At 51.7% G+C, this 18,286-nt stretch carries 16 protein-coding genes and 1 tRNA gene; 9 read left to right on the top strand and 8 right to left on the bottom strand.

The genetic code is table 11. The features are described 5' to 3' along the window. Positions 1-24 precede the first annotated feature (24 nt). The 7 genes from AC2FNE_RS12920 (at position 25) to AC2FNE_RS12890 (ending at position 9,553) form a co-directional block, all read left to right on the top strand. Positions 25-1,983 carry a B12-binding domain-containing radical SAM protein gene (locus AC2FNE_RS12920; protein ID WP_170604977.1) on the top strand — a complete coding sequence of 653 codons (1,959 nt, stop codon included), beginning with the start codon at positions 25-27 and terminating at the stop codon, positions 1,981-1,983. Positions 1,984-2,229: 246 nt separating this feature from the next. Then, positions 2,230-3,387 carry a substrate-binding domain-containing protein gene (locus tag AC2FNE_RS12915; protein ID WP_170605306.1) on the top strand — a complete coding sequence of 386 codons (1,158 nt, stop codon included), beginning with the start codon at positions 2,230-2,232 and terminating at the stop codon, positions 3,385-3,387. Next, positions 3,384-4,739, top strand: a complete 1,356-nt coding sequence (locus AC2FNE_RS12910; RefSeq protein WP_170473169.1) for an ABC transporter substrate-binding protein — start codon at positions 3,384-3,386, stop codon at positions 4,737-4,739. Before AC2FNE_RS12915 ends, AC2FNE_RS12910 begins: the two co-directional genes overlap by 4 nt. A gap of 62 nt (positions 4,740-4,801) precedes the next feature. Continuing rightward, the gene (locus AC2FNE_RS12905) at positions 4,802-6,037 is read left to right on the top strand and encodes a carbohydrate ABC transporter permease (RefSeq protein WP_170604979.1); all 1,236 of its coding nucleotides are present in this window, start codon (positions 4,802-4,804) and stop codon (positions 6,035-6,037) included. Beyond that, positions 6,037-7,245: a carbohydrate ABC transporter permease gene (locus AC2FNE_RS12900; RefSeq protein ID WP_496805516.1), complete on the top strand. Its 1,209-nt coding sequence runs from the start codon at positions 6,037-6,039 to the stop codon at positions 7,243-7,245. The genes AC2FNE_RS12905 and AC2FNE_RS12900 overlap by 1 nt, the downstream gene beginning before the upstream one ends. Positions 7,246-7,250: 5 nt before the next feature. Then, the gene (locus tag AC2FNE_RS12895) at positions 7,251-8,498 is read left to right on the top strand and encodes an MGH1-like glycoside hydrolase domain-containing protein (RefSeq protein ID WP_496805515.1); all 1,248 of its coding nucleotides are present in this window, start codon (positions 7,251-7,253) and stop codon (positions 8,496-8,498) included. After that, positions 8,498-9,553, top strand: a complete 1,056-nt coding sequence (locus AC2FNE_RS12890; protein ID WP_170604984.1) for an ABC transporter ATP-binding protein — start codon at positions 8,498-8,500, stop codon at positions 9,551-9,553. The genes AC2FNE_RS12895 and AC2FNE_RS12890 overlap by 1 nt, the downstream gene beginning before the upstream one ends. Before the next feature lie 174 nt (positions 9,554-9,727). On the opposite strand, the gene AC2FNE_RS12885 is transcribed toward AC2FNE_RS12890, so the two are convergent. From AC2FNE_RS12885 to AC2FNE_RS12865, 5 genes are read right to left on the bottom strand one after another with little or no spacing between them, the layout of a single operon-like run. Next, positions 9,728-10,867: an energy transducer TonB family protein gene (locus tag AC2FNE_RS12885; RefSeq protein ID WP_496805514.1), complete on the bottom strand. Its 1,140-nt coding sequence runs from the start codon at positions 10,865-10,867 to the stop codon at positions 9,728-9,730. Beyond that, complete coding sequence (locus AC2FNE_RS12880) at positions 10,864-11,241, bottom strand: ExbD/TolR family protein (protein WP_170604988.1); 378 nt, start codon at positions 11,239-11,241, stop codon at positions 10,864-10,866. The genes AC2FNE_RS12885 and AC2FNE_RS12880 overlap by 4 nt, the downstream gene beginning before the upstream one ends. A gap of 4 nt (positions 11,242-11,245) precedes the next feature. Next, the gene (locus tag AC2FNE_RS12875) at positions 11,246-11,611 is read right to left on the bottom strand and encodes a biopolymer transporter ExbD (protein WP_254442490.1); all 366 of its coding nucleotides are present in this window, start codon (positions 11,609-11,611) and stop codon (positions 11,246-11,248) included. Then, entirely contained in the window at positions 11,604-12,269 is a 666-nt protein-coding gene (locus AC2FNE_RS12870; RefSeq protein WP_170473150.1) for a MotA/TolQ/ExbB proton channel family protein, read from the bottom strand. Before AC2FNE_RS12870 ends, AC2FNE_RS12875 begins: the two co-directional genes overlap by 8 nt. Next, positions 12,266-12,700 carry a hypothetical protein gene (locus AC2FNE_RS12865; protein WP_254442491.1) on the bottom strand — a complete coding sequence of 145 codons (435 nt, stop codon included), beginning with the start codon at positions 12,698-12,700 and terminating at the stop codon, positions 12,266-12,268. Before AC2FNE_RS12865 ends, AC2FNE_RS12870 begins: the two co-directional genes overlap by 4 nt. 403 nt (positions 12,701-13,103) lie before the next feature. Between AC2FNE_RS12865 and AC2FNE_RS12860 the strand changes: the two genes are divergently transcribed. Further along, positions 13,104-13,189 (top strand) — tRNA-Leu (locus AC2FNE_RS12860). Positions 13,190-13,444: 255 nt separating this feature from the next. Here the strand turns inward: AC2FNE_RS12860 and AC2FNE_RS12855 are convergent. The 3 genes from AC2FNE_RS12855 to AC2FNE_RS12845 form a co-directional block, all read right to left on the bottom strand. Further along, positions 13,445-14,656 (bottom strand): peptidoglycan-binding domain-containing protein, encoded by a 1,212-nt coding sequence (locus tag AC2FNE_RS12855; RefSeq protein WP_496805513.1) that lies wholly within the window; start codon positions 14,654-14,656, stop codon positions 13,445-13,447. Between the two features lie 238 nt (positions 14,657-14,894). Continuing rightward, positions 14,895-16,229, bottom strand: coding sequence for a metal-dependent hydrolase family protein (locus tag AC2FNE_RS12850; RefSeq protein WP_496805512.1), 1,335 nt, complete (start codon positions 16,227-16,229; stop codon positions 14,895-14,897). Between the two features lie 377 nt (positions 16,230-16,606). Further along, positions 16,607-17,365, bottom strand: a complete 759-nt coding sequence (locus tag AC2FNE_RS12845) for a gamma-glutamylcyclotransferase (RefSeq protein WP_217362372.1) — start codon at positions 17,363-17,365, stop codon at positions 16,607-16,609. 607 nt (positions 17,366-17,972) lie between these two features. Here AC2FNE_RS12845 and AC2FNE_RS12840 point away from each other — a divergent pair. Then, positions 17,973-18,167, top strand: coding sequence for a hypothetical protein (locus tag AC2FNE_RS12840; protein ID WP_170473139.1), 195 nt, complete (start codon positions 17,973-17,975; stop codon positions 18,165-18,167). Positions 18,168-18,286 lie beyond the last annotated feature (119 nt).

Raw genomic sequence — 18,286 nt, 5'->3', positions numbered from 1 at the left:
CGTCTCTCCGCGGGGAATAAAATTATGGAAAATTTAGATATTCATCTCATTTTTCCACCGCAATGGTCGCCGTTTCAGCCGTTCCTCAGCACGCCAGCGCTCAAAGCCTTTTTGGTAGAAAGAGGGTTCGCAGTAAAGCAATCTGATTGGAATGTGGAGTTTTACGACTACTTCATTTCGCGGCAGCGTTTGCCAGTGGCCATCGACAGGTTGGACCGTTATGTAAAAGACCTTGGTCCAGAACATGATAGCTATCGTAACCAAGCTTTGCTGGCATTGGGTATACTCAGCGATTTTGATCGTAAGTCTCAACAAGCTAAAGGCTTGAAAAGCGAACGCTGCCTGCGGACGATTGACGAATTTTATACTGCTGTGACAGCGTTCAAGCGTTTACTTTTTGCTTTCTCTACCGCTGAACCAGTTGTCGAGGTCGGTACTTCAAGCTTGTCGACTTCAGATGTTCTATCGTCTATTCCCAGCATTGACGAGTTTTGTTCGAACCCTGAGATAAATCCTTTCCTATCCTTCTTTCGAGAAAAGGTCAGGGCGGTCAAAAATGAGCCACGTTACTTTGGCTTGTCGGTGATTGGTCAGGAACAGATCTTGGCGGGTTTGACACTTTCGCGAGTATTGAAGGAGGTCTTTCCGGATGTACCAATCTTAATAGGTGGCAGTGTCTTCTCTCGTCTTGTCGACAAAACTAATATGATTTCTCATTTTTTCAAAAAATATTTCGATTTCGTCTTAAGGTACGAGGGTGAATCACCATTGGTTGAGTTGCTCGAATGTTCGGATCCGTTTGCAACTCCAAGCAGTAACCTTTGCCTGTTGAAAAACGGGAAGATCGTTAAGACTAAACTGGCGCCTCAGGTCACGTTAGAACAGATACCGGTGCCGGATTTTAGCGATTTGGATCTCAACAGCTATTACTCGCCCGAAACAGTTCTTCCAATGCTGACAACACGCGGCTGCTATTGGGACAAATGTGCGTTCTGCTACCACGGGATGATCTATGGGGATCGGTACAGAATGTTGCAGCCCCAAACTTTCGCGGAAACTATTGAGGAATTGAGCGAGAAATACGGCGTGAAACACTTCGCTCTGAATGACGAAGCCATTCCGCCGAAACTATTTACGCATCTTCCAAAAACCGTTGCGCCAGGAAAGTTCTATTTCACCGGGCTTTATAAATTTGAAAAGTACTTTAAGCCTGAACACTACAGGGGCATGTACGACATTGGCTTTCGCTCTTTGTATATCGGCTTGGAGTCGGCAAATGAGCGTATTCAGCGGCACATGAAGAAGGACAATACTCAGGACGTAATGCTGGCGAACCTGCAAGATGCGCATGACGCTGGAATTTGGAACCACACATTCAACTTTTTCGGTTTCCCTACCGAAACGCGCAAAGAAGCCATGGAAACTGCCCAGTTTCTAGTTGATCACGCGGATATCATCCATTCTGAGGGAACTGGAGTATTCAGCTACGAGCATAATGCACCGATCTCCAAGGACCCAAAGAGCTATGGCGTCTCTGAAGTGGTGCAAAAACCTGGGAATGTACTTGAACTGTATTACGACTACGAAGTGACCGATGGGCTATCTCAGGAAGAAGCGGCGGATTTGGTCGACGAATTTGGCCAGATGAAAAAGTCTGCGGGAGTCTATTCGTATGGCGGATGGATTCCACGCGAACATCTGCTTTTATTGTTGTCTCGCTATAGTCGCGAGGTGTTGCTTCGAAAATTGGAAGTTTTGGACCGAGGTGTACATGAAGGGGTGAGTTGGGCTGAAAATGTGAATTGGTTCACTCTTAACGCGTCTGGCCATCAGCCTCGGCATTTCGTCGTCAACACCCAGGCTGGCAAGGTTCTTGAAACGAACCGAGATGCAGTAGTTGTCTTGGAGTTTTTGCCTAAGGACATTCCAACCGAGACTGTTGTGCAGCATTTCCCGGTGCTGGAACAAGTGATGGCGAACTGAAGGGATTTGTTAAAATCCTATGTTGAAAGTGTTGATCGACGAAAACTTCGCAGATTAAATGCTGCGTTTTCTGGCGATCAAGATTGAACGCAAACTCATAGGACTGGGGTGATTGGTCCTTTTCTCGCGCAGAATACCTTACTTGGCGTCGGTGCTCCTCTTACGGCCATAAAATTCGGCTTTTAGTTAATTCCGGTCATTTTTAAGTTGCCGAAACCGGTTTCGGAGCGACTAAATGAAAGAATGATGACGAATCCCACTGCGCAAAAAGGCGAATCCCAGCTTCGTGCGGCGTCCGCAACAGGGCGGGTGAAGCTTGATGAGCTGGCTTATCACCTAGGGCTTTCGAAAAGCACCGTGTCGCGCGCGCTGAACGGTTACTCGGATATTTCGGACGCGACGCGAAAAAGGGTTGAGGTCACAGCGCGCAAGATGGGTTATCGCCCGCTCAGCCACGCGCAGGCTATCCGGACAGGTAAGGTCCGGGCAATTGCGATGGTTATTAATGGCGAAGAACCCGACAGGCACAATCCGTTTTTGCAGGATTTTCTTTCCGGAGCTTGTGAAGCAGCCAGTTCGTTTGACTGGACCATGACTATTTCCACGGCGAAGTCAGAAAAGGACATGCTCAAGGTCCTGGGCAGGCTTGTTGAAGAACGCAAGGCCGACGGGTTTATTCTGCCGCGAACGGAAGTTGATGATGCCCGAGTTGAATACCTAAGGGAGCTGAAGGTACCGTTTATCCTTTATGGGCGGACTGGATACGGTCAAGCCGCAGCAATGGAAAATACCTCTTGGTTCGATATTTCCGGTGAAACGGCGATCAGAAACGCGGTCATTCGTTTGGCCGAATTCGGACACAGCAGCATTGGTTACGTCGGTAGTGATCCGAAGTTCAATTACAGTCACCTGCGCCGCGACGGATATGTTGACGGTCTGAAAGCCGCGGGCTTGGAATTTGATCCTGAATTAATCCGGGATGGCGCGCGCACGCGCGAAGAAGGAGCTTTGGAAGCGCGGGCTTTGATGAACCTGAAAAACCCGCCGACGGCTATCGTTTTTGCGACCGACTTGGCTGCTTTAGGCTGTTATTCTGTTTGTAGGGATTTGGATCTGGAAATCGGACGCGATGTTTCCGTCATTGGGTACGACGGCATCCCGGAGTGCCAATATGTCAGTCCGGGGCTCACGACGTTCAGTGTGGACTCGCATCGGGCAGGGGAGCGGCTTGCAACATTGCTGATCCGCCAGACGCGGGGCGAGCAACCTAAAGACTTACGCGAACTCAGCGAAGCTGTTCTTATAGAACGACAATCCGATGGGCCGCCGCGGCTGACGTCCGAGGATCTGGCGCTAAAAATTGTAAATCTCAATGATCATAACCGGGGAGGAGACCGACTATGAAACTTACACCCAAGGCATCCAGGCTGATGCTTGGATCATCGCTTGCGTTGATACTGGCAGCGGTATCTGCGCACGCGGACACGATCCGTTTTTGGACGACGGAAGAGCAACCCGAACGGTTGGCAAAGCAGCAGGAAATGGCTGATCAATTCAAGGCTGAAACCGGAACTACTGTCGAAGTCATCCCGGTGACCGAAACCGATCTGGGAACACGTGCCACAGCCGCATTTGCAGCAGGCGATCTGCCGGACGTTGTTTATCATCCGTTGCAGTATGCTCTGCCTTGGGCTGAAGCGGGTATTCTGGACACAGAAGCGGCAACAGAAGTGGTTGAGGAGCTAGGCGCAGATACTTTCGCTCCGGGAGCTCTTGCAATGGCAGCGTTCAACGGCGAAACGGCATCCGTGCCGGTCGACGGCTGGACCCAAATGGTTGTGTACCGCAAAGATTTGTTTGACGAGAAGGGGTTAGACGCGCCGAGTTCTTATGCTGCGGTCGAGGCTGCCTTGGAAGCTCTGCATAGTCCGCCGGACATGTATGGATTCGTTGCAGCCACCAAGGTGGACGAAAACTTCATGAGCCAAGTGTTGGAACATGTTTTCCTGGCAAACGGAGTTAGCCCAGTTGGTCCGGACGGTTTCCAGCCGTTGGACGAGGCCAAAACAACAGAGGTACTGGACTTTTACAAAGCCATTTCCAAAGCTTCGCCTCCGGGGGAACTGTATTGGAAGCAGTCGCGCGAACTTTACTTTGATGGCAAGGCGGCAATGATCATCTGGTCGCCGTTTATTCTGGACGAATTGGCCGGCCTTCGCGACAGCGCTCCGCCCACCATCAACGATGATCCGACCTCTCGCGATTTGGCCAGCAAGACTGGAATTGTCACCAACTTTTCGGGCCCGTCCAATCCGGACGGAGCTGCATGGGGCGATGTTCGGTATTTCGGCATCACCAATGATGCGGATACCGATGCCGCCATGGAATTTGTGAAATACGCAATGGATCAGGGCTATACCCAGACATTGGCTATTGCGCCCGAAGGTAAATTCCCCGTCCGACGTGGAAATGCTGACAACCCGACTGCGTTCTCAGAAGCGTGGGCAGAGTTGCCGGTCGGCGTAGATCGCAAGGCACCTTTGGGTGAACTTTACGACCAGGCCATGATCGATGAAATTGTCGGAGGCTTGGATGTCGCTCAGCGTTGGGGAGTCACCGAAGGTCAGCTCTCGCTGGCATCGAAAATGATTAACAGCCAGGCGATCAACCGTATTGTCCGTCAGTATATCGACGATGAGCTCGATGCTGCGGCCGCTGTTGCCGCGATGAACGAAGAACTCGCTAAAGTTCAATAAGTTCCGCTTGTTAATACCGCAGCGACGTTCGCGTCGCTGCACCCAACCCATCGAGGTATCCCATGTCTTCGGCTGTCCCTCCGACCGGCACGGGAGCGCTTGCGAAACGCGAGGCGCGTTTGGCATGGGCGCTTCTGGCCCCGACACTGATCAGCGTCTCACTGGTTGTGATCTTGCCTTTGCTGGCCATTATCTGGATCAGTTTCAAACCTTTTACCCTATCTGACCTTCGCCCACCTGCGCCAGTGGTGCGCGAGAGTCTGCGCGGTTCCGGTGAGGACCTGCGGATTGAGTACCGTCTGCGCAATTCCAGCCAGGAGATTGCAGTCGCGGGAGTGACGATCAGTGACACTCTCCCTGAGGGCATGACTCCGACATCCGAGATCACTGCTCCATGCCAATTAGAAGGGCGCGATCTATTCTGTGATTTTGGCACACTCGAGGGCGGTCAGCGCGAGCGTATCCGAATTCCGGTCGCAATTGATGGCGAAGCGGAATCTTTCGAAAATTTGGTGGAAGGATCTGTACCAATTTTGACCGGAAGCGGCCCGAATATTCTGACCAATTTTGAGTTCAGCCTTGAAAACTTTGCCAGGGTCTTTGACGGTTCAGAATTTTGGGGCGTTTTGTGGGTGACCCTTTTTTATACTGTTTTCGGTACCATCGGCGCCTTGGTTATGGGCCTTTTCGCGGCCCTTTTGCTGAACAAAAGTTTTCGGGGTCAGGGCTTTATCCGGGGCCTTTACTTGTTCCCTTATGTCGCGCCAGTCATCGCCGTCGCATTTACCTGGGTCACTTTGTTCGACCCATTTTCAGGCTCGGCCAATGCGTTGTTGGTGCAGATGGGCATTAGTGAGGATCCGATCAACTTTTTTGGTGAACGCCCGCTCGCTTTGATCATGGTTACGGTGTTCGAGATCTGGCGTTATTTCCCTTTATCTTTCCTGTTCATTCTAGCCCGGATGCAGTCAATCGACTCCAGCATGTACGAGGCCGCAGATATGGATGGTGCCTCTCCGTTTCAGAAGTTTTGGTTGCTGAGTATCCCTCAATTATTGGGCATTCTATCGGTGCTGTTCCTTTTGCGGTTCATTTGGACATTCAACAAGTTCGACGACATCTTTTTGTTGACCGGTGGCAATGCAGGTACGCGTACCCTGACCGTGAATGTCTATGAGCAGGCTTTTGCGATCTCTAACATTGGGGCTGGCGCTGCAGTCGCGGTTGTAATCCTGATGTGTTTACTTGCGTTCAGCTTTGTCTTCTTCCGATTTATCAGCCGAGAGGAGGGCTTGTGATGCGCAATGGATTTGTAACCGGCCCTCTCCTTGGCGCACTTTGGTTGGTCGTTATTGCGACAACCGTAGCGGTCACCATGTCCTTTGCCACTGGTGCTGCATTTCGTCCGCAGGTTCTGTTCAGCCTGATTTGGGGCGCGGTTGCCGGGTTGATCTATGTCCGCTTTCCGGTCCGGCATGCGACTGCACGTTTGGGAGTTGCGTTGTTTTTGGGTTTGTCTTGCCTGACAGGGGTCGGACCTGTTCTGATTGGGTCTGGAACCACACTTTTGGCGTTGTTGATCACCGTGGGGTCAATCGCCTTGGTGATGCATTTGTCGATGGCAGAAATCCTAAAGGAACTGCCATTTGGAGAGCTAACTCGTCATGAATACGAAGATGCGGTGATCCGCTTTTGTACCGGTTTCGGATATATATTCTTCACGGCAATCGTTGTCATACCCTTCTACGTGATGGTTATGACGAGTTTGAAGTCGCAACAGGCGCTACTTCAGAACCCCTTGGATTTTTCACTGGATCTTAGTCAAGGCACCGCGCTGTTCCGCAGCTATACCGAACTGTTCCGCGACTTCAATTTCGGTACCTATCTTTGGACGTCATTCTATGTCTCGGTGCTGACGGTGTTCATCACTTTGTTGTTCAGCGTACCAGGTGCCTATGCGGTGGCGCGGTTTCGGTTCAAAGGACAAAAGGCTTTCTCGCGCTCGATCTTGTTGATTTACATGGTGCCGATGATCGTTCTGGCGTTGCCGATCTATATCGCCTTCTCACTGACAGGTCTGCGCAATTCGATACTTGGCATCGTTATGATTTATCCGGTCACAACGATCCCGGTCGCACTTTATATGCTGCAGGGTTATTTCCGCGGCTTACCGACAGAAATTGAAGAGGCGGGTCTAATGGATGGGCTTTCGCGCATTTCGGTAATCTGGAAAATTACACTTCCGCTTAGCTTACCTGCGCTGGCTTCGGTGTCTCTATACGTCTTTATGATTGCTTGGAACGAATTCCTGTTGGCTTTCATGCTTTTGGATGACCCGTCCAAATTCACACTTACCCGAGGGGTCACAATGTTGAATTCCTCAGAAATTCCACGACAGCACCTGATGGCCGGTGCGGTGATTGCCACCGTTCCGATTATGGCGCTGTTTTTAGGACTCGAACGTTTCATGACCAAGGGCCTGACTGCGGGGTCCGTCAAAGGATGACACTGATGAATCAACATACGAACCCTGATCGCGAGGCGCGAAACATCCTGATTTCAAATGACCGCGGTGGGTACACGATCCCGACCGAGGGTCTCTATCCATATCAATGGAATTGGGACAGCGCGATTGCCGCGCTGGGCTTTGCCCAGTTTGATATTGACCGAGCCTGGATCGAAATCGAGACGTTGTTCACAGGCCAATGGACCGACGGAATGGTTCCTCATATCTTGTTTCATCAACAAGATGACGGATACTTCCCCGGTCCTGATGTGTGGGGGTGCGACGGACCGATACCTTCCTCTGGAATCATTCAACCACCCCTCGCAGCAACGATGGCCCGGAAAATCTGGGAACAAGACACCGACGCCGGAGAAGCGCGCATTCGCGAGCTTTTCCCCCAAATGCTGGCTTGGCATCGGTGGATTATGAAGTGGCGCCTGGATGATCATGGCGCTGTTTGCACGACCCATCCCTGGGAAGCCGGACGTGACAATGCGCCCGACTGGGACAAAGCGATGGCGCGCATAGATGCCTCGGATGTCGGTGAATACCAGCGTCGTGACACGAGTCATGTAAACAGCGAGGATCGACCCACCAAATTCGACTATGACCGTTACATAAAACTGGTTCAAATCGGTCGTCAGGCTGGATGGGACCAGCAAGCCCTGTTAACGCAAAATCCGTTTCGTGTTGCAGATCCGACAATGACATTCACGACATTGCGGGCGGCGAGGGACTTGTTGGCCATTAGTGAACAACTGGGATTGGACGCCGAAGGTCTGGGCGCGGATATCGCTGACTTGGAAGTAGGTGCAAGCTCACTTTGGAACGAAGATTTGGGCGTTTTTGACTCGCGTGATGCAAGGACCAAAGAATGGTCAGGCAGCATTTCGAACGCTTCGTACCTTTGTTGGTACGCAGGGATTGAATCAGAAAAAATGTTGGATCGATTGAAGGCGGTATTGGCGTCGGTACCTTTTCCCGTTCCAAGCTATGATACGTCCATGCCGAACTTTGATGCGCGACGATATTGGCGCGGTCCAACATGGGCGTTCATGAACATGATGATCGGGTTCGGTTTGGCGGAAATGGGTCATGAACAACGGGCGGAAGAACTGCGTGTAAAGACTAAAGAATTAATCTCTACATATGGGTTTGCAGAGTATTTCGACCCGATTTCTGGCAGCCCGGCGGGCGGCAATGCGTTCACGTGGACAGCAGCTGTTTGGCTTCACTGGGCAGGGAGGGACTAATGGGTAGCATCGAACTAAAGTCGGTCGAAAAATGGTTTGGTTCCGCGCAGGTTATCAAAGGTGTTGACCTGAAAATCGAAGAAGGGGAATTCATCGTCTTCGTTGGTCCATCTGGCTGTGGCAAGTCGACTTTGCTTCGCATGATAGGTGGGCTCGAAGATATTTCGCGGGGGTCACTATTAATAAATGATAGCGACGTAACAGACCACCCCCCGTCCAAGCGTGGCCTGACAATGGTCTTTCAATCTTATGCGCTGTATCCGCATCTGACAGTTGCAGAAAACATGGGTTTCTCCCTCAAGGTTGCTGGTGTCCAGAAAGCAGAAATAGATAGGCAGGTTAGCAAAGCGGCCGACGTTCTAAAACTTGGTCCATTTCTGGAAAGACGCCCCAAAGACCTTTCCGGAGGGCAGCGACAGCGGGTTGCAATTGGCCGATCCATTGTGCGTGATCCCACAGCATTTTTGTTTGATGAACCACTTTCGAACCTTGATGCGGCTTTGCGGGTCGAAATGCGTTATGAGATCGCCAAACTTCATCAAAATCTCAAACGCACAATGATTTATGTGACGCACGATCAGGTCGAGGCGATGACTCTGGCCGATCGGATTGTCGTTCTAGAATACGGTACAATTGCTCAGGTGGGTTCACCACGCGAACTTTACGAACGTCCGGCAAATCTGTTTGTGGCTCAGTTCATCGGCAGCCCAAAGATGAATATTCTACCATGCAAGACGCGGAACGGTCGTTACGAACTGGAGCAAGGCGGAAGTGGTGAATTCACGCTGTCCGGCGAGGCCATTAAGCTGGGTATCCGACCCGAACACATAAGTGTGGTCGCACCAGGTGATGGGCAAAGTGACGGGGTCATTGAGGTAATTGAATATCTTGGTGCGGACACATTTTTAATTATCGATTGCGGGGCGGAAGAAAAAGTGACTGTTCGGTTAAACGGGGATACAGACCTGACACCCGGAACGAAGGTTGGCCTGCATTTTCCGCAGGAAAGCCTGCATTTCTTTGATGAAAGCGGTCAGGCTTTGGGAGCAAAATAGCAGAAGTTACTTTGGGCAAGGTGAAAACAGATCAAGGTTATAGTGACCTGCTCCAGAATGTCTCTGGCCAATGCTTTTGACGCTTGGTTGCAATACCTGGTAAGGTAATCGGCCCAATTTGAAGAATCAAAACCCGGTTAGCGCAAAGCTGCCTTAATACATTCAGAAGACGTTTCACCTGATCTGATAGAAAAAAGACAGCTTTCGACTGACGCCCCCTGGTGGCCGTGGAAAAGGTGCTGCGCTGCGCACTTGTTCTTTTGCCGCGCGTTCGACATCAGGCGCACCCGAGCTGTCGACAACGTCTACCCATGCCAAGGTACCGTCAGGGTTAATCTCAAAAAAAACCTGAGCAAACCCGCGGGTTGCAACATAAACGAGCGGTGCGCGGTTCAGATGCACCAACACCTGGCCGGCATAGTTTGTTCTGTCCGAATTCCCAGGACCAAGACCGCCTGATCGGTTTCCGCCGCGATCTTGTCTGAATGTGTCAAGTCCTTCACGGCGATACACGGTGAGAGGCGAGTCAATGGTTTGGTCCGGAAAGCGCAAGTTGTCAAAATTCCTTGATGGGTCCAAAGCGCTTGGTGATGTCTGACGAGGTCGGCGGTCTGGAAGGCGCGGCCTTAATGAAGATACAACTGCCTGCTCGGACTCTGCATCTTCTTCGGATCCTTCGGTGTCTTCGGGTGTTATTGGGGCGACGGGCACGTCCGGTGTTTCAGTAACGACCGTCTGGTTTTCAACAGGAACTGTAAGAGGTTGCGGCGGGGGCAGGGCCGCAAATTCTTCTGGCTCTTTTGCAGTTGGTAACTCAGCAACGGGCTCGGCAACCGGTGCTGCTGCTTCGGTAGCTTCAACCGGCGCTTCTGCTGAAGTATCGGGAGTGACGGGCGCGGACGCGACGGGTTCGGCAGTTTCTGCCTCGTTGTCATCTGCCTGACCCTGCGTATCGGTAACGGGCGATTGCGGAGCCTCCGGTTGAATGATTGTCGAAGTCCCTGTGTCGGGGGACGGGACATTTTGCGGTTCTGGCGACGCGACAAGTACGTCACTTGTTGGAACTTCGGCTGGTTCTGGTTCTGCTGTGGAGTCAACCGACGGTTCCGGCACCTCCGCCTGTTCTGGTTGAACCTGCTCTGGTGGAGCATCGACGAATTCTTCAAACGCAGTGCTCAATTCAAGGCTATTAGCCCGGCTTTCAATGACTTTTTTTTCTGTAAGTCTAGGCGCGGTTAGGCTCAAACCCAACAGGTGTAACATTAGCGAAAGCGTAATCGCCATTGCAGCGACGAAAACGGAGGTTCTGATCATTCCAGAGCCTGACGTGTTACAAGAAACACAGAAGGTGCGCCCAACCGACGAAGTACTCCGGTAACTTCGATCAGACGTTGCCCAGACACGTTCTTGTCGGGAACAATTCGGACCGGTCCCGCGCTATTCCGCGATAGATAAGACTCGGGGTCAGTCGGTAGCCCACGAAAACTCAGAGTCCCGTCCGAATGCAGGATTATAGCATCAGGTGGATCGCGCCCCTCGAGCTCGGCCGTGTCTATCAGTTCAAGATCGGGGTCCAACGGCGGGGCCAGCGTACCAGCCAATAGGAAATAGATCAGCATCAGGAAAACGACATTGATCAGCGGAATTGTTGAGTCGCGTTTGATGCGTGGGCGTGTTGCACGGATCATGGTTTTATTCCAGTACCGTAACGGTAAGCCCATCTTGTCCGCGCAATCGAACAAGAAGATCCACCAGTCGTTGGGCCGATGTATCGATGTCCAAACTGACCAGCACTTGCCCGGTTCCGATCTGACTGGCCACTTCATCCAATGTCGTGACAGTGCCGTTCAGAATCAGTCGTTGTGAACCCAGTAGCAAAAAGACCCTGTCGGCGGGTTCGGGCACGTCTGCAACACCTGCTGTCGCGTTGATCAATTCGATCTCGGCGAAGCGGGAAAACGTTGAAGACAACATGAAAAACAGTAAAAGCAAGAAAATAACGTCGATGAGCGGTGTCATCGACATTCGTCGCCGAACAAATGGGGCGGTCCTACGCATGTTCCGGAGCTGCTATCGGCGCGCTCGCCCCGTCCACTGGCTGTATCGACTGACCCGGCACCAATATTGTGCGCAGGGCCTTGTCTGCGAACACTCTTTCTCGCGCTGTACGGCTTTCAAACCATGAAAGAACCATTGAGGTGGGCATTGCTACTGCAAGCCCAACTGCAGTGGTGACCAGCGCAACCCAAATTCCACCCGCCAACAGTGACGGATCGACGGCTGAGCCAGCGCTCTGAAGGCTCTGGAACGCGTTGATCATGCCAAGCACCGTGCCAAAAAGCCCAAGCAGCGGTGCAAGCTGCGCTACAGTATCCAGCAGTCGGAACCCGCGTTCCAGGCGGGCAAGCGCCAACCCTGCTTCGGCGTCAAGTCGATCTTCGATACCGGGCACGTTCCGTGCATCCATCGCTGCACTAACAATGGGTGCCAGGTAACTACTGCTTTCATTCAAGCGAGATCGCGCGGCGCCTGGATCCCCTGCATCCCACGCCTGAAGCGCCTTGGACAAAACCCGGTGCCGCCCAACTCCGCAAGCCGCGAACTGCCAGAGTTTGTAAATCGTCACAGCCAGCGTCAGAACAGACATTACAAGCAGGATCGCTACGACTGGGCCGCCCAGGTTAAGGATTTCACGCAAAGCTGCTACCGGGCTCATCCCAAAAGCTCCATTTTAACACGGCTGTTCAGCTTCAGCGCGTTTCGACATATGTCACTTTCCGATCCGCCGACAACACAAGTATTGGCACCATTTATCAGCACTTGCCCCACTGAACTGCAGGCTCTTGTGGGCAGATCGAATTGACGCACTCTGGGTCTATCGGCTGGCAGTTCGCGGAAATCGAACAGAGAAAGGCTGACAACCTGCCCATTTGTGTCAAAAATAACCGTTTCAAATACTGCTTTTTCTATAACGGACTCGGTTTCATTCATTATCAAAAAAGTCAGTCTGCAGGCGTCGGTAACGTCCTGAACGGCATTCAGCTCAACCAGCAACCCTGATTGGGACTTTTCCTTGGGCTGTGCGACGGCGCTGAAAGTAAATGCAGCGGTGAACAGAGCCACGAACGCAAGGCATCGAAACAACATGGACGGGCTCCGAATTGTTTTTTCTGAACGTGAAGATATGTAGTGCTCTTCGCGTATGATGCCACTCTATCCGAGACGGATATGTGGCGAAAGAGCGACCTGACGCAGTTGTCAGTACGATCCATCAAAACTTTGCAGAATCTTTTTTCGTGCATTTGCTGCGCGACGAATTGGATGGAATTCAAAGGTACTTTCTCGACAGCTAAAAACGGGATTACGCCCTTTATTGGCTTTGTATAGACCGAAACGACAACTTCGGACTTCATCGCCTTGGGGCCGGCGTATCTCGCAATTTTCCACAAGTGGCATTTCTAGCTTATCTGTCTCTTTTCAATCCGGAAACGAGGATGTAAGAGTCGCCGGAGCTAAGATGACTGCTCCTGTATGGCGGCACTTTCAAGGCGCGGGCGTGATGGAATGGTAGACATATCGGACTTAAAATCCGAAGGCCTTAGTGCCGTGTGGGTTCGAGTCCCACCGCCCGCACCACAAAATATCATTAATTGATTGTAAAATAACAATAAAAATTGCTCTTACCCAAGCAAGCCCCCAATCTTCGTTGGCCAAGCCGCCTTTGCTTCGATTGGATTCTCGCGTTTCTATACGAATATTTTGCGCACGTGATTACCCATCATGGCCTAAACTCGCAAAGTTTAGACAGTATACGCAGCGAGAAATGGCTGGTAACTCTCAGGTTTACCCGCCGCGCTGTCACGTCATTTGTGGATACGCAGTGACCTTGTTTTACTGCGACTTAGTCATTGCTGTTCGCAACAGCTCCGGACGGTCGGATTGGGACGGCAGGAAAACAGCCTGTGATCCTGCATCCAGTGCGGAAAGGCTCGCATCATACCACTGCATCGCAAGATCACGGCGTTCTTGCACACCGAAACCTTCGCGAAGGTGGTGCCCAATCAGTTCGCCATAAGCAGGCTCGCCCATTGCGACCAGCATCAGCGCAGATCCAATTGCGCTGTCCATGTTGTCCTGGCGGTAACCGATCGCAAGGCAGACCTTGCTTGTTGCCACCAGATCCTCGGGATCAAGCCCCGTATCCAAAGCAAACGTGCGCATCTGAGATTCTGCTTCGGCTTTTGAACTTAAAGAAAGTGCAACGACTTGCGGCTCCAAAGTTTCCCCGAAAGCGCTGCACTGCGCGGCCACTTGGTCAGGCGTCAGCCCTTGGACGTCTTCCATAAGCTCTTCACCGGTCGCCATTGCGTAGCTTCGGGCGAGGCAAAACTGTTCGCTCAATGCGAAATTTGGGTCGGACATATTCGACAGGGTCGTGTAGCCACCATTTGTCGACGTTTGCAGCATAACCGCGCTGCAGCGGTTGGCGAGCGACGGCCCCCCTGTGCCGCCCGAGAATAGGCTTGGTAGGCTCGAATTCGTTTCTTCAGAACTGTCGGTCGCTGAAGCGTCTTCTTGGGGTGCAACAGCTGGTGTAGCCTGTGCTGCCGCCTGAGGGGCGGCCGCCAGAGCAGTTTCGCTTTGCAACTGTTGGCGATACGCCATCAGAAGTGGCTGGCCCGAAAGTTGAGTGGCGGCTTGTCCGCCGCTTGTCCCCCAGTAGTATGCCTGCATCAAAAAGTCATACTGATACGGTTGGAAGTCATAGCCATTGACAGGATAGCCCATTGAAGCTTGATAGCGTTCTATGGCGGCCCGGGTTCCACTGCCGACCTGTCCATCAACCCTACCGGCATTGTAGCCGAAATAGTTGAGCGCCGTCTGGGTTTGCGCACCCTGTGTAGTTGATGGAATTCCTGACCGATAGGTCCGAGTTGTTGTCTGTGCCTTTTTCTTTTGCTGGTCCTTACCAATCGCGTAACCCAAAACCCCGCCTACGACAGCGCCGCCAATAAAGTCGCCCGCGTCGGCCCGCGCAATCTGAGGAGCAGCCATCGCGAATGAGAGCGCGATGCCGAGCGTTGATATCAATCGAATAATCATGACTTACCTCCACAACAAAGCGTCTATTTGAAACCAGTATAGCACAACCGGTACCTACCGTGGGTATAGATGCGATCTCGATGCAGAATTCTTGCGCGTATAACGGCCGATAAGCAAAGTTTTCCCGGACTGAGCTTTTATCGCAGGCGGGTTTTTACGCACAAAGCGTTAGCGTTGCGCTTTTTTGAAACGGCTAGTTTCCAACTCGAAACAGGCGCAACAATCCAACGGGGATCGTTCAAAGGTCGTTTTTGTATATCGCACCGTTAAGCATGATCAGGTCAATGGTTTCGATCGGCTTCCATTCTTCGGGCGCATCAAACCACTGTTCCTGACCGCCAATTACCCGGATGTCTTCCAGTGGGTTGCCGTCCACCAGCAGGAGGTCGGCGTACGCGCCTGGCTCGATCACGCCCAGTTTACCTTCTTTGTAAGGGTTGCGTTCGCCGGACATTGCCAGAACCTCTCCAGCGACAGAAGTCATCTGTTTAAGGACCTCAAAGTTAGAGTCGAACGTCTGAGTGCGCCACCAGATTTCGTAACGGCGCGCTCTTTCAGCGTCAGCGTTCACACCGACATAGTCAGAAGCGAATACGACTTTCACCCCATTTTTTACTAGGTTGCGTCCAAAATCAGCGTATTCCTTTCCCAATTCCTGAACCAAAGGAATTTTCGCCGGAGGCATCAAAGGATTCTTGGCAAGATCGGGGGAGATCCCCCACATTTGCGGAACCACATACGCGCCTTCGGCTGCTATCCTCTGCATGGTTTCTTCTGAGATGAAAAAGGTGTGTTCGAACGTTCTGACACCGCAGTCTAGTAATCGGTTGACGGCGCGATCAGTGAATACATGAGCCGCAACATAGGTTCCCCAGTCCTTTGTCGTTTCGACAATCGCGCAAGTTTCTTCCTTGGAAAACTGGGTTGTATCGATCGGATCAAACCGCGAAGAGCCTCCGCCGCCCGCCATGATTTTGATTTGAGTGGCACCATTTCGAAGGTTTAATCGAGTAGCTTTTAATGCTTCTGGGACACCATCCGCTACGGTGCCGATCCCCATACGCTCAAAATTCGATAAATCTCCTGCGTCTGCGTAACTAAAGCCAGGGTCGGCCCTGTCGCGGAAGTCGCCGTGGCCCGACGTCTGAGAAATAAATGCGCCCGACGGGTACAATCGCGGCCCGATCAGGAGACCGCTGTTTACTGCCCTTGCCAAACCAAAAGCAGGCCCCCCCATATCACGAACAGAGGTGAAACCGTCCATCAAGAACCGCTCCATAACAATAACGGCGTTGTAAGACAGGTCAGTGATGTCACTATCGCGTTCGATGACACCATAATCATTGTTGATCATAATATGAGCGTGGCCATCGATCAGGCCGGGCATCAGAGTCCGACCATCCCCGTCGATTACAACGGCATTTGGAGCATCAATTTCATCTGTAGACACTTCTTTGATTAGTTTGCCTTCGACAAGAACGCTGGCACCCTGCATCAGCGTCTCGTTGATCCCGTCAAAGATGTTTACGTTGTTTATCAGGGTTTGTTCCGGTTTTTCTGTATGCAGTCGCATGGCGCCTAGCTCACCGGGGGAGTATATGCTTGAGAAGTCTTGATTTTGACCGAGCGCCGGAACTGCAGTTGAGCACGCGAAAGCTAAAGCTACAGGCAAAGAACGAAAACTTTTGATCATGAATTACTCCTCCCGTCGAGTAATCACGATATCTCATTTGTTCAAATATCCAAATGATGGAATATTCAAGTTTGGACTTAAGAAGTAGAGTTGCGGACGACGGTGCCATTCGACGCAATCGATGTTTACGTGTGCGGCGTCTGGCTACTTTCCGCTGCGGGATACGCCGCGTCCTCTGGTTGAATTTGGCTCAACCCGTCTGCCGCTTCGAATTGCTCGCAGGGAATTAAAGTAGCGTAAGCGACGGTCTGACTGACCTAGCAGAATTCCAAACCGTCGGTTTTCTTCTTTCCCCTATACGCGACCGCAAGTGCGTGAAGCTGGCGCATGTTCTGATCCGCGATGCCAAGTTCATCAAGATGCCGCACCAAAGAGTCCAGGTATTCGAAATTCGGTCCAAGCCCGCCTTCGGCGAAAGCAATCATTCTGGCCGCTTCGTCTTTGGGAAGGTTTGGCATGTATCGCCTGTTGCTGCGGTCCATCACAAATGTCAGTGCTTCCACCGAACCCTGAGGGGTCGCAACGTCGAAGAATACTGGGCGATAGGATCCCGAAAACATTTCCCGCCGCCACATGAATTGGGTTTCCCTGTCAACTAGTTCCGCCGGTATGCGAAAAACAACCCCATTGCATTGACCGCCTTCATCGAGCGCAGCCATCAATCCCGGCTGATCATGGGTACCGCGCCCGCCTTCGAGCCGCATGCAAAAGCTTCGATGCCAACCCATCAAGTTCCCGTAACGGTATTCTTCCACGTGGACTGCTGGGTCCCAAATTAGCGAGCCATAAGCGAAAACCCACAGGCCGCGATCCAACCGTTCGGAAAGCACGGCGCTTCGGTTGGCTTCTCGCGCGTCGTGCTCCATCCGCCAACCGGGTGGCCATCCTTCAACCTTGGCTTGTGCGTCTAACTCATCGAAGCGATCCAGCCCAAACCGCATTTCGGAGACATCCGGCGGTGTGATCCGGTCTCGAAGCTCTGGGGTGTGGCGGAAAACATCGTCAGGAAAAGGCATAGTGTGATCTAAACCATATCCTCAAACATGCGCCAGCAAATAAAAGCGTTTCAGACACTTAAAGCCGCCTTATCCAATGAATTTTCGATGGATGGTCGTTGGTTTTCGTGTGCGCTCGTCCAAACGAAGTCTGGGTTTACTATTTCATCAGATCTGATCATGCGCTTGAAAAGTGATTCTCAAAAACGATCGCCGCACACGCTTATCAGTTACCGCAAGAGATGTAATTGGTTGACGGCCTTGGGGTAAACTATCCCGCCCACGCGGGGATTTAGACACCAAAAAGACAGAAAACGTGGGCATGCAGGCATAGCCGGAAGAGCCGACTGTCTGGATGAATTCAAGGACTCATGTGTGGTCATCGCGAGACTTCCTTGGAACGGAGTTTGTGTAGTCATCGCGCTTCGTCGAATGCCCGTACTGAAAAAAACCGAAATCACTTGATCACTGCGGTATCACCTTAGAACGGTAAACAATCACAACGCAGCGAGTATCATTGTGCCGATATTCGTTCAAAATTTTTGGCAAAAGCACTGAAATTTGGGCGATAGCATCCAGTTTAAACGCGAAGTGATAAAATCACCCGGTAGTATGTTGTGAGTCGAAAATGGTTAAACAAAGTAAAAAAGATCTCCTTCCGCCATTGGTTGGCGCTGAAGAAATCAGAAGTACTCCGAATGAAAATGGCTCTGTAAATGCCCTAATGGAAGTTATTAAATTAATTACACCAATCTTTGTTTTTCTACTGGCTTACAGCATTGTAATAGCGTCTGCCGCCAGTTTTGTCTCGGTCCAGATGTGATAATTGTGGGCGGGATGAGCAGGTAGAGCCTACAACTTTCATTGAAACGATCAGTGCTTTCCCAAGGCGCCAAAATCGCTGATTGCTCAAGTCCTGTAAATTACGATCGATTGCGTGAG

The organism is Ruegeria sp. YKSD179, assembly GCF_059612885.1.
Note: the sequence above shows the minus strand (reverse complement) of the source record. Positions and strands in the feature narration are given on the sequence as shown.

Excerpts from the sequence above, each read along its gene's own strand:
- AC2FNE_RS12920 (WP_170604977.1), top strand. The coding sequence starts at position 25 with ATGGAAAATTTAGATATTCATCTCATTTTTCCACCGCAATGGTCGCCG.
- AC2FNE_RS12915 (WP_170605306.1), top strand. The coding sequence starts at position 2,230 with ATGACGAATCCCACTGCGCAAAAAGGCGAATCCCAGCTTCGTGCGGCG.
- AC2FNE_RS12910 (WP_170473169.1), top strand. The coding sequence starts at position 3,384 with ATGAAACTTACACCCAAGGCATCCAGGCTGATGCTTGGATCATCGCTT.
- AC2FNE_RS12905 (WP_170604979.1), top strand. The coding sequence starts at position 4,802 with ATGTCTTCGGCTGTCCCTCCGACCGGCACGGGAGCGCTTGCGAAACGC.
- AC2FNE_RS12900 (WP_496805516.1), top strand. The coding sequence starts at position 6,037 with ATGCGCAATGGATTTGTAACCGGCCCTCTCCTTGGCGCACTTTGGTTG.
- AC2FNE_RS12895 (WP_496805515.1), top strand. The coding sequence starts at position 7,251 with ATGAATCAACATACGAACCCTGATCGCGAGGCGCGAAACATCCTGATT.
- AC2FNE_RS12890 (WP_170604984.1), top strand. The coding sequence starts at position 8,498 with ATGGGTAGCATCGAACTAAAGTCGGTCGAAAAATGGTTTGGTTCCGCG.
- AC2FNE_RS12885 (WP_496805514.1), bottom strand. The coding sequence starts at position 10,867 with ATGATCAGAACCTCCGTTTTCGTCGCTGCAATGGCGATTACGCTTTCG.
- AC2FNE_RS12880 (WP_170604988.1), bottom strand. The coding sequence starts at position 11,241 with ATGATCCGTGCAACACGCCCACGCATCAAACGCGACTCAACAATTCCG.
- AC2FNE_RS12875 (WP_254442490.1), bottom strand. The coding sequence starts at position 11,611 with ATGCGTAGGACCGCCCCATTTGTTCGGCGACGAATGTCGATGACACCG.
- AC2FNE_RS12870 (WP_170473150.1), bottom strand. The coding sequence starts at position 12,269 with ATGAGCCCGGTAGCAGCTTTGCGTGAAATCCTTAACCTGGGCGGCCCA.
- AC2FNE_RS12865 (WP_254442491.1), bottom strand. The coding sequence starts at position 12,700 with ATGTTGTTTCGATGCCTTGCGTTCGTGGCTCTGTTCACCGCTGCATTT.
- AC2FNE_RS12855 (WP_496805513.1), bottom strand. The coding sequence starts at position 14,656 with ATGATTATTCGATTGATATCAACGCTCGGCATCGCGCTCTCATTCGCG.
- AC2FNE_RS12850 (WP_496805512.1), bottom strand. The coding sequence starts at position 16,229 with ATGCGACTGCATACAGAAAAACCGGAACAAACCCTGATAAACAACGTA.
- AC2FNE_RS12845 (WP_217362372.1), bottom strand. The coding sequence starts at position 17,365 with ATGCCTTTTCCTGACGATGTTTTCCGCCACACCCCAGAGCTTCGAGAC.
- AC2FNE_RS12840 (WP_170473139.1), top strand. The coding sequence starts at position 17,973 with ATGGTTAAACAAAGTAAAAAAGATCTCCTTCCGCCATTGGTTGGCGCT.